Origin of the sequence: Neobacillus fumarioli NBRC 102428, assembly GCF_001591485.1 — a bacterium.
Classification (GTDB): domain Bacteria; phylum Bacillota; class Bacilli; order Bacillales; family Cytobacillaceae; genus Neobacillus; species Neobacillus fumarioli.
Genome location: NZ_BCUZ01000108.1, coordinates 1 through 9063, shown reverse-complemented (window position 1 = coordinate 9063; position 9063 = coordinate 1). Strand labels below are relative to the sequence as shown.

Sequence of the window (9063 nt, the reverse complement as noted above, 5' to 3'; positions counted from 1 at the left end):
GGAGCTAGGTCGCTTGCACTGGACAATTTTCGAAGTCAAAACTTATAAAATTCTATAAAATAAATAAACCCCTACCAGAACTTCTGGTAGGAGTCATTAGCTGTTGTTAGCATTTACGGCGAACTCCATCGCCCTCGTCATCTTTAACAACATTTTAACAAGTGTTCTGTATTTTGACAATCATTATTTTAACTATCTCGGGTTCCAATCTAATATCCTATAATTCCAACCTTAAAAGTAGGAATAATGTAATATACTTTTATCATATTATTACTTAAAGGGGGGATTGGGATGGAGACATTTCTAATCATAATTAATATTGCCATTTTATTGATTCTTATATTAGGTTTATTTATGTTGCAAAAAAAGCATGTATCATTTTCAAAACGCGTTTTTACTGCATTAGGACTAGGTGTAATCTTTGGTTTTGTAATTCATTTCATCTATGGAACGACGTCGGCTGTTACGGTTAAATCGATTGATTGGTTTAATATCATGGGTACAGGTTATGTCAAACTGTTACAAATGGTTGTTATGCCGCTTGTATTCATTTCGATTGTCGGTGCCTTTACCAAGTTGAAACTGACGAAAAATATCGGATAAATCAGTTTTCTCTTGATTGGCATTCTGCTTGGAACAACAGCTATTGCTGCAGCTCTCGGCATCGGATCAGCACTTGGATTTGGGCTTGAAGGAATTCATTTAAGCCAAGGAGGCGCAGAAGCTGCCCGAAATGCTGAATTACAGCAAAAAGTGGTCGGTGTAAAAAATATGACCATTCCGCAGCAAATCTTGGAATTATTGCCAAGCAATCCATTCCAAGATTTAACGGGGGCCCGCCCAACTTCTACGATAGCTGTCGTTATTTTTGCCGCCATTATCGGCATTGCCTATCTTGGGGTTAAACGAAAGGATCCTGAACACGGAGAATTCTTTGCAAAAATTATTGATACTTTCTACGCTATTATTATGCGGGTTGTTACGCTCATCCTCCGCTTAACGCCATATGGTGTCCTGGCTCTTATTACAAAGGTTACGGCAACTAGTGACTATGCGGCCATTGCCAAATTAGGCAAATTTGTTATTGCCTCCTATGTGGCATTAATTTGCATGTTTATCGTCCATCTTATCTTGTTAAGCTTTGCGAAGTTAAGCCCGGTTCAATATGTAAAAAAGGCATTGCCAGCCCTAACTTTTGCCTTTACCTCACGTACAAGTGCCGGCACACTTCCGTTAAATATCAAAACACAGACAAAAGACTTTGGCGTGTCTGAAGGGATTGCCAACTTTGCTGCTTCGTTCGGCCTCTCCATCGGTCAAAACGGCTGCGCAGGGATTTATCCAGCAATGCTGGCAATCATGGTTGCTCCTTCTGCAGGGTTCAATCCGGCAAGTCCGTCCTATATTATTACACTTATATTGGTTGTAGCCATCAGTTCGTTCGGCGTTGCCTGTGTAGGCGGCGGAGCTACTTTTGCCGCTCTGATCGTATTATCTGTCTTAAATCTTCCAATTGCGATTGTTGGACTGCTGATATCGGTTGAACCTCTTATTGACATGGGACGTACAGCACTAAATGTCAGCGGCAGCATGACAGCCGGACTCTTAACCAGCAGAATAACAGGCGAACTGGAAAAAGAAGTTTACCAGCAGCCTAAAGCGATAGAAGCCTAAAAAATAATGACAGGACCTGATCTGACTAGTTGGATCAGGTCTTTATACTAACTGTTGGTTTAGCCTGTCGAGTTCCTCTTCGATTCTTACTGAGTCTATTCGCTCAAACAGCGGCTCTATATTTGACACATGCTGTGATGTTACCAAAAACGCTCGCCACTCCGTTTCTGTTATGTTTAGCATGTCTTTCACTTTTCTGCTTGAAAAAGGAAGAAATGGAGAAAGGATATGAGGCAGATTTGCAATCAGGTATACACAATCTGCCAAAGTTTGTTTGCAAGCCTCCGGATCCTCCTTAATCTGCCTCCAAGGCTGCCTTTCATCGAAATATTTATTCGAGAATCTGACAAGTTCAAATACTTTTTCTAGACCTTGTTTGAAGGAAGCCGTTTCAATGCAATCCCCTGTAACATCATATAATTGATTCACTCTGTCTTGAATATTCGAAGTAATCGCCTTTTCAGGAATCACACCAGCAAAGGATTTTTCAATAAATTTTAATGTCCGATTGACAAAATTCCCATATGCCCCTAATAACTCACTATTATGGCTATAAATGAATTCTTTCCAAGAAAAATCAGCATCCCGATTCTCCGGTGCGTTAATCGTTAAGAAATATCGGATTGAGTCGGGATCATATCTCTCTAAAATATCTGGAACCCAAACGGCCCAATTTTTGCTGGTGGACAATTTTTTCTTTTCTAAGGTTAAATATTCGTTTGAAACAATATGGGTTGGCAATGGTTCTTTTCCTAGGCCAGCAAGAATAGCTGCCCATATGATCGAGTGGAATGGGATATTATCTTTCCCATGAACATAGTAGGATTTGACCAAAGTATTCCAGAACGTTGCATCATCCTGCTTCGTTTCCTTCGCCCAGAGCTTGCTTGCCGTGTAGTATCCTGAAACTGCCTCAATCCAAACATAGATTTTCTTATCTTCATACCCCTTAACCGGAACACTTACACCAATTGGCAAATCCCTTGAAACCGCCCGATCCTGCAATCCTTCCTTTAAGTAACGTTTCGTTAAGGAAATCGCATTTTCTCGCCAGAGTGTATTCGTTTCAGCTGCTTGTGTATAGTCTTCTAAAAGACGTTGGAACGAACTTAGTGAGAAATAAAAATGCTCTGTTTTTCTTGTTGTAGGAGAATTCCCGCAAATTTTGCATTTCCTCTCCAGCAATTCAAGCGGCTCTAACACACTTGAACATGCATCACACTGATCTCCGCGAGCCACTGCCCCGCAATGCGGACAAATCCCCTCCACATAGCGGTCAGGTAAAAATTGCTGATCATATTCACAATACGTCTGCTCTATGTCTTTTTTATAAATCAGTCCTTTTTGAAGTAAATCCATAAATATTTCTTGAACTATTTTTTCATGATGGGCTGTATCGGTTCTTGTATAGATATCGTATGAGAATCCTAATCTTGAAAAACAGTCTTCAAATTCTTTATGGTACCGATCGGCAATTTCTTTCGGGCTGACTCCTTCTTGTTTTGCCCGGATGGTAATGGGGGTTCCATTACAGTCACTTCCGGAAACATATAAAACTTTTTCCCCTTTTAAGCGGTAATATCTTGCCAGAATATCTCCCGGCAACAAACTTGAAATATGCCCAAGATGTAATGAGCCGTTCGCATATGCCCATGCTCCGCCAATAAAAATACTCATCAATAAAACCTCCTTTTCATATTGAAAACAAAAAACCCCGCCTTAACTTCAATCGTTAAGGGCGAGGTTTGAATTTCCACGCGGTACCACCTTAATTTACAAATGATTCACACCATTTGCCTCGACAAGTACATTAAGCTGTATGCTCTTATACTGTGACATTGATAACGAGTGCCAAAACTCGCCGTATCCTACTCATACCAAAGGTACATTCAGAACGGAGCTCAGAGGCCATTGTTCAAATGACTGTTTTTGCTTCTTTTCAGCTACCGAAGCTCTCTGTCGAAAAACAACATCATTTTACTTTTTCTCTTCATTGCCTTTGTTTGATAATTACCAATAGTTTATTCAATTATTTTTCCAAAATCAATACAGCAATATCTCTACCGGGTTACTAAATTAAAAGGACTTAATCTCCCGGGATATACCGAGTTTTTTTGTAAATAATAAGGTTGTTAAATAAAAAGTTGAGGTGAACTACTACTATGCAACAGAATCAACAGCAAAAGGGAATTTGCGTTCTATTATGAAACCGGAATTTGCCGGAACAGATGCACAAAAAGTAAAACAGGAAATTCAAAAAGATATAAATGAAGGGCAAGGTGCAATGACCTCTCAGGAGGCAGGAGCCATGCGTGATTAAGTCACTCTGAGTTGTTTTTCCAACATTGAACGCTGTACACCTTTTTATTTCGCCTTATAATTTGCCCAAGGGAAGGATAATACATATGAAAAAGGTAATTTCAGCTGCCTTATTAGCGTTCATGATCTTCTTCTCAAACCATTCGGCTAGTTTCGCTGCAATTTCGAAGCCGCCTGAAAAGTCACGTGAAGAACTGTACCATAACATGTTCGTTTCCCTGCTTTTACCGGAGATTCAGAAGCCGATCTATAAGTACTATTCAAGATTGATCACTGATTACCCGAGCGTGTATCCATACTCAGTCGATGTCATCAGTGTCAAACGCACTAATGTAGGTCCTCATGTTTCTCTTGGCAAAGACCGGCTGACCTTTCGAATCATTCCTGGGCATGCAAAATTATTAAAGTTTGAACACTTGAAGACAGACAAACCACCTAAAAAACGGAAACATATCCTGAGATCGGGAAATGAATAATGACAGTATGTACGGCGATCCAATAAGTCAATGTTTCGGCTAACGGGTAGCCCGTATTATTTTAGGGATCCCCAGCATACTCTAATCAGAACTTTCCCTTTATGATCGCGACTTTCAATTATTTATTCCACTCCGCTTTCCAAAATAGAGAATGTCACCTTTGTGCAATCTATTTCGGCCATTGCACCATAAGGCAAAATAAACTTTGGTTCTGTATGACCAAAATTAAGATTATAAAGAATCGGCAATTCTTCTAAAGCATATTCCTTCATAACCTTCAGTATTTCATGTTTATATTCTTCATAGTACTTCTCATCTTTTGGTTTCCCAAAAATAATCCCCTTTGCTTTCTGCAGAATCCCTTGTGCGGCATAATTCCTTAACCAATACCTGATATAAGTTGGTTCTGGCTGATCTTCGGACGTTTCAAAGAAAAGAATGCTATTTTCCCAATACTTTTCCTCGGGCCAAATTTCTGTTCCTTTTGCAAACTCGAGTACTTCCATACACCCGCCAATCAATCGTCCTTGGACGATGCCTGAACCTTGTAGCAATTCATATCCGGTATTCTTTTGCATTGTCCGCCGTTTGTTCTTATTAGCTTCAATCCATTCTAAACGCTCACTCGTCCATTCTTTTGCCGGTTGAATTTCGCCAATAATCTCATTAGAAAAGAGTGTCCGATTCACCATGTTAATCGTATATGGGTCCATTTCAACGTTTTCGGCAAAGTCGGTTAAAATAGCCGGACCGTAGAAAGAAGAAATTCCTGCTTTATGGCAAAATAAATGAGAAATCGTCACATCAGAGTAACCCATAAAAATTTTCGGATTTCTATATATAACATCAAAATCAATATAAGGAAGCAAGCGAATACTCTCTTCCCCTCCAATATTAGCAATAATTCCTTTAATACTTTTGTCGCTGAATGCCGTCATCAAATCTTCAGCACGAGCTTGAGGATATTGATAAAGATAGTCTCCCCCTTTTAAACTATTCGGCATTGGGATCACTTGCAGTCCGAAAATTTCTTCTAATCTCTTAACTCCTTGTTCATATCTCCATCTAAGTCCCGGATTTCCCGCTCCTCCCCATGAGGGACTTACTGTTGCAACACGATCGCCCGGCTGCAATTTCTTTGGTTTTACTAACATACTAGTTCCCATCCTTATTACTAATTAATAACCTCTTTATTTTCTACATCAACAACAAAATTTCCTGCTATTTATTCACAGTCTGCACAGTTTATGCAAAAATTAATAGTAAACTAGAATTATTAACTAGATGGATGGTCAAAATGAAAATTTCTTTAAAGTTAGGTTTATGGTTCTTTATATGTACTTTCTTAGTGGAAATGATTTCAATGCTATACCTGCACAGCCACGTCATACAATCCCGTGTTAGCCAAGAATTACGATCCCTTCAAGCAAGGGGAAACAATCATCGTGATGTATTAGAAATCTCTTCAGACCCTTCCACCCTTCATCATATCGGTCTGATGGAAACAAATACCGATACTGAAGTGGTCATTACGGATTTAAAAGGAAAGATCATCCTTGCGTCCGGTCCGCTTGATAAAAGCATCAAACATACTTTAAAAATACCGATTAAGCACATCCCCCGTAAAGGGCTGGTTCTTCAACCCGATTGGAGAAATGAAAAGTATATTTCAACTGTAACTGAATTTAACGGCGGGATCGAACATGAAGGCTATGTGTATATGTTCAAAAAAACGAACGATGTTCAAAAATTAATCTCTGAGCTAAATCAACATTTTCTTCTGGCCTCTGCATTAATTTTAGTTTTTATGTTATTTACAGTTTACTTTTTATCTAAGGCTTTAACAAAGCCGCTAATCTCCATGATAGAGGCAACGAAAAAGTTAAGTACAGGTGATTTTTCAGTCAAACTCCCTGTACGGTCAAAGGATGAATTAGGCGAGCTTTCAACATCCATTCAAACGTTGGCCAATGATTTGAATTACTTAAAAAGAGAAAGAAACGAATTCTTAGCAAGTATTTCTCATGAGCTTCGCACTCCATTAACGTATGTGAAGGGTTATGCGGATATTGCCAGCCGGTCTGATCTTGATGAAACAGAAAGAACCCATTATTTAAAAATTATTAAAGAAGAAGGAGAACGCCTCAAAACGCTGCTAGAAGAATTATTTGAACTGGCAAAGCTGGATCAAAATGAGTTTACAATTAATAAGGAAAGAATACATCTCTACACCTTTTTAGAATCCATTTATGATAAAATCTTACCTGCCTTTGTCAACAAAGGAGTAAAGTTGAATTTAAAGTGTAAGGACAGTATTTATCTTGACTTGGATCCTGTACGATTTGAACAAGTTGTAATGAATCTTCTTGTTAATGCTTTAAAATATTCCAAAGAACATAGCTCCACCTATATAGATGCTTTTAAAAAAGAAGGGAATGTATATTTGTCCATTCGGGATGAGGGAATCGGCATACCGAAAGAAGATTTGCCTTTTCTATTTAACCGATTATACCGGGTAGATAAATCCCGTTCAAGAGCTACTGGAGGATTTGGAATTGGGCTTGCTATTGTAAAAGAAATAGTAGAAGCGCACGACGGACAAATTTTCGTTGAGAGTGAATTTGGACAAGGCACATGCTTTACCATTATTTTGAAGGGTGATTCAAATGAAAACCGTGTTATTAATTGATGACGAACAACGAATGCTCGACCTTTTGGCTTTATATCTCACTCCTCACGGGTACGCATGTATTAAAAAAACATCAGGATTGGATGCCTTAACTGTTTTAGAAAATGTAAAGATAGATATTGTTCTTCTAGATATTATGATGCCCGATATAGATGGATGGGCAATTTGTGAAAAGATCAGGGAATTTTCAGATTTGCCTATTATTATGCTGACTGCTCGAAGTGCCAAAGAAGAAGTAGTCAAAGGTTTAAAGAAGGGAGCAGATGATTACATATCCAAGCCTTTTAATGAAGAAGAATTATTGGCAAGAATGGATGCTGTACTAAGGAGGACAAGGAATGACCCGAGTATGCCTTTGGAATTTAAGGGAATTCAATTAGATGAAGAAGCTTTAGAAGCCAAATACCAAAAACAGCAAATCCCTATGACGCCGAAGGAATTCTCCTTATTAAGTTTATTTTTGAAGAATCCTAATAAAGTTTTTACCAGAGATCATTTACTCTCCATCTTATGGAGTTTTAGTGTAGAAACCGATGACCGGACGATTGATTCACATATTCGAAACATTAGAGACAAATTTCGCAAGACTGGGTTTCCTATTGATCAACATTTGAAAACCGTTTGGGGCGTAGGATACAAATGGAGTTCATGAATCTAGTTTGGATCACCGATAAAGTGTAACTCACTAATTCACTTACATTTAAGTTGGCTAGGCGCTGGCGCTGGACAATTCTCGAAGTCAAAATTTATACTTACTTTTAAAAAAGGGGATTGTACCGCAATCCCCTTTTCCCGCTTTATTTAGTTGAAAGTTCACTATCAGTTACCCATTCATGATTTTTTACTGGTGCTCCCCCATTTACAGGAGTGTAATCAACCATATAAACGGTTGTATGTTCCGCTGAATCAATTGTCCCTTTGGCTCCCATCATACCTTTCATATGATCAGCTTCCAGAATAACTTTTGTTCCGGGCTTTAGGGCTTGTGTACCAGCATTTTTAATTTCTTCTTGGATAACCCATTTATGATTTTTCACTTCTGGCCCGCCAGTAGTCGGGGTATAAGTAACGGTATAGGCAATCGTATCATATGCTCCCACAATGGTTCCTTTAGCACCATTCATCCCTTCCATATGATCCGCTTTAATCACTGCTTTACTTCCTACTTTAAAAGTTGGATTTTCAGCTGTCTTTAAGCCTTTAGGTACTTCATTTGAACCAGACATTTCCATACCGTCCATATTCATATTGTTCTTTTTATCAGAACTATGTTGAGTACTGCTGCTGCCGCATGCAGACAACACCACCATGCATACTAGCATAATAATTCCTGTGAGAAACTTTTTGTTTGCCATTTTTTGTCCTCCTTCAATTTATTACAAAAAGGAGTTTACAATAAAAATGTGCAGAAAGTATGCAAATAAGAAGCCTGAATAACACAAAAAATATGAAATAAAAAGAAATGCAGTTTGATCTTCAATTATACAAGTGAAAAACTTCTAGTATGAAAGTAAAACGACTGAACTTAGATCGTTTTTTTATATTTAATATAACTTCCCAATCATGAAGAAGTATTCGAGATGATAGTAAGGAATGGCTCCATGAAAAAACCTCCTATAACGTTAAATGAATTTTAATCAGTCTCGGCATTTGGCCATTATACTGACTGTTTCATTTTGCGTCGTAGAAGGTTCATTTGACGGGCTTTATCTCTCTTTTGTTACGCGCCTTAGAGGATTCGAACCTCTGACCGTACGCTTAGAAGGCGCATGCTCTATCCAGCTGAGCTAAAGGCGCATTATCTAAATATATGGCGAAGAAGGCGATTTGAACCTCACTCCAATGATCCGACATCCCCGTAGGGTGTCTACCAGCCACTTGATAATTCTCCATAAAATAAAATGG

General features: G+C 38.6%; 7 protein-coding genes, 1 tRNA gene, 1 pseudogene, 1 riboswitch and 1 other annotated feature. Of the genes and pseudogenes, 5 read left to right on the top strand and 4 right to left on the bottom strand.

Going from position 1 to position 9063, the window contains the following annotated elements:
* Window positions 1–80: 80 nt before the first annotated feature.
* Window positions 81–142: riboswitch (Fluoride riboswitch) on the bottom strand.
* A gap of 149 nt (window positions 143–291) precedes the next feature.
* Window positions 292–1674 (top strand): annotated as a pseudogene (locus BFU02S_RS12825) (L-cystine transporter).
* A gap of 42 nt (window positions 1675–1716) precedes the next feature.
* On the opposite strand, the gene metG reads toward BFU02S_RS12825, so the two are convergent.
* Entirely contained in the window at window positions 1717–3351 is a 1635-nt protein-coding gene (gene metG, locus BFU02S_RS12820) for a methionine--tRNA ligase (protein WP_066371314.1), read from the bottom strand.
* 54 nt (window positions 3352–3405) lie between these two features.
* Window positions 3406–3677: a binding site (T-box leader), on the bottom strand.
* Window positions 3678–3823: 146 nt separating this feature from the next.
* On the opposite strand from metG, the gene BFU02S_RS16815 reads away from it, so the two are divergent.
* Together BFU02S_RS16815 and BFU02S_RS12815 are read left to right on the top strand one after the other, a co-directional pair.
* Window positions 3824–3994, top strand: a complete 171-nt coding sequence (locus BFU02S_RS16815; protein ID WP_157075932.1) for a hypothetical protein — start codon at window positions 3824–3826, stop codon at window positions 3992–3994.
* Window positions 3995–4079: 85 nt separating this feature from the next.
* On the top strand, window positions 4080–4469 hold the full coding sequence (locus tag BFU02S_RS12815; RefSeq protein WP_066371313.1) for a DUF3888 domain-containing protein: 390 nt from the start codon (window positions 4080–4082) through the stop codon (window positions 4467–4469).
* A gap of 122 nt (window positions 4470–4591) precedes the next feature.
* Here the strand turns inward: BFU02S_RS12815 and BFU02S_RS12810 are convergent, their stop codons facing one another.
* The gene (locus BFU02S_RS12810) at window positions 4592–5623 is read right to left on the bottom strand and encodes a S66 family peptidase (RefSeq protein WP_066371312.1); all 1032 of its coding nucleotides are present in this window, start codon (window positions 5621–5623) and stop codon (window positions 4592–4594) included.
* Window positions 5624–5766: 143 nt separating this feature from the next.
* On the opposite strand from BFU02S_RS12810, the gene BFU02S_RS12805 reads away from it, so the two are divergent.
* Together BFU02S_RS12805 and BFU02S_RS12800 are read left to right on the top strand one after the other, a co-directional pair.
* A complete protein-coding gene (locus BFU02S_RS12805) occupies window positions 5767–7158 on the top strand; it encodes a sensor histidine kinase (protein WP_066371307.1) in 1392 nt (463 codons plus the stop codon).
* The gene (locus BFU02S_RS12800; RefSeq protein ID WP_066371305.1) at window positions 7136–7810 is read left to right on the top strand and encodes a response regulator transcription factor; all 675 of its coding nucleotides are present in this window, start codon (window positions 7136–7138) and stop codon (window positions 7808–7810) included. The genes BFU02S_RS12805 and BFU02S_RS12800 overlap by 23 nt, the downstream gene beginning before the upstream one ends.
* Before the next feature lie 145 nt (window positions 7811–7955).
* Here BFU02S_RS12800 and BFU02S_RS12795 read toward each other — a convergent pair whose 3' ends face one another.
* Window positions 7956–8513, bottom strand: a complete 558-nt coding sequence (locus tag BFU02S_RS12795) for a YdhK family protein (RefSeq protein WP_066371303.1) — start codon at window positions 8511–8513, stop codon at window positions 7956–7958.
* Between the two features lie 368 nt (window positions 8514–8881).
* Window positions 8882–8955, bottom strand: a tRNA-Arg gene (locus tag BFU02S_RS12790).
* Window positions 8956–9063: the final 108 nt, after the last annotated feature.